The sequence below is a fragment of the Mesorhizobium sp. M0062 genome (assembly GCF_040323125.1).
In the GTDB taxonomy this organism is placed as follows: Bacteria; Pseudomonadota; Alphaproteobacteria; order Rhizobiales; family Rhizobiaceae; genus Mesorhizobium.
The window spans coordinates 1-1,106 of sequence record NZ_JAMYUO010000064.1 but is presented as its reverse complement, the minus strand read 5'-3'; the positions used below and the strand labels follow the sequence as shown (position 1 = coordinate 1,106).

Annotated in this window: 1 protein-coding gene; it reads left to right on the top strand. The window is 58.8% G+C overall.

All coding sequences use genetic code 11. From position 1 onward, the window contains the following. Positions 1 to 365 precede the first annotated feature (365 nt). Positions 366 to 755 carry a hypothetical protein gene (locus NKJ64_RS30445; RefSeq protein ID WP_352463830.1) on the top strand — a complete coding sequence of 130 codons (390 nt, stop codon included), beginning with the start codon at positions 366 to 368 and terminating at the stop codon, positions 753 to 755. Positions 756 to 1,106: the final 351 nt, after the last annotated feature.

Here is a 1,106-nt window from a genome sequence, read left to right as displayed (position 1 = left end):
GCCGCCAGCGGCGCACCGCCCTCGTTCGTGAGGCGTATATAGTCGCCACCAACCAGAACTGTCAACAGTCATCGACGATGTTTTTTCGATTTCTCGTGGAGATATCCACGGGGCGGAAATTCGTGAGCTGGCTTGGCTGAAATTGTGAGTGGTGTTCCGCTGAGGATCACTCTTCTACCAAGCTCCCATCTCTAGGCGGCGGCAGGTGCGTGCCATCGGCCTGAGAATCGCCTCCTGGCGAGTGTCGATCCCCACGCCAGCCTAAGCAGCGCTTCAGGGCCGGCCTTCCAGCAATTCCGCCGTGATGTTGCGGCCGGCGAAAAAATACCCAGGACCAGACCCGTTCGGCATCGACTGCGAAAGCAATGCTGACGGCACGTCGCCAGCCGATGATCCGCGGACCAGGCATGATCTCGACCGGCTCTGTGCCGCACTGTGGAAAAGTCGACACGCTCAGGCAATGGTCGCGGATGCCGACAACGAAATTCCAAGCGATCGCCGGCGACGCACGGGTCGGCTATGTCGTCATAGAGCTGGTCGAGTTCAGTTTCCGCCTTGGGGTGGAAGACAATGCGGTACTCCATTGCCTATTTGGCTTTCGCCTGCTTCGCGTGATGACGCGCCTCGAGTCGCGAAAAAACCGTCTCGACAGGGATGCCCTTAGCCGGATCCTGCCGGAGCTCGGTCAGGCGCGCCGGAACCTCCTCGCGCAGCCATCTCTCCCGCTCCGCCTCGAAATCCTCGAGCATACGTAGGCCGGCGCGAACATCTCAGGCATTGTTGTAGCGGCCTGATTCGAGCTGCTTCCTGATGAAGCTCTCATAGTGGTTCGTTCAGAGCGTAGTCGGGCACGGCAACCTCCTGGAAGATTATGGCGCCGATCAAGCCCGGTAGCAATAATAGCAATGATTGGAAGCGCACGATCACGGTTCGTTTTCCAAGATCTGATGGCGAGAGAATGGTTCGTCGCCTGGTTTTGCAGGGTCCAAAGCGTCCGGTCACCATCGGGTTGTGTGCGTCAAGTTCTGCAAATTCGCTGAGAGAGGGCGGTCATGGCAGGCTGGTGATTGTTCACGTCACCTGATTCCCGCGAAGGAACGCCACCA

Excerpts from the sequence above, each read along its gene's own strand:
- NKJ64_RS30445 (WP_352463830.1), top strand. The coding sequence starts at position 366 with ATGCTGACGGCACGTCGCCAGCCGATGATCCGCGGACCAGGCATGATC.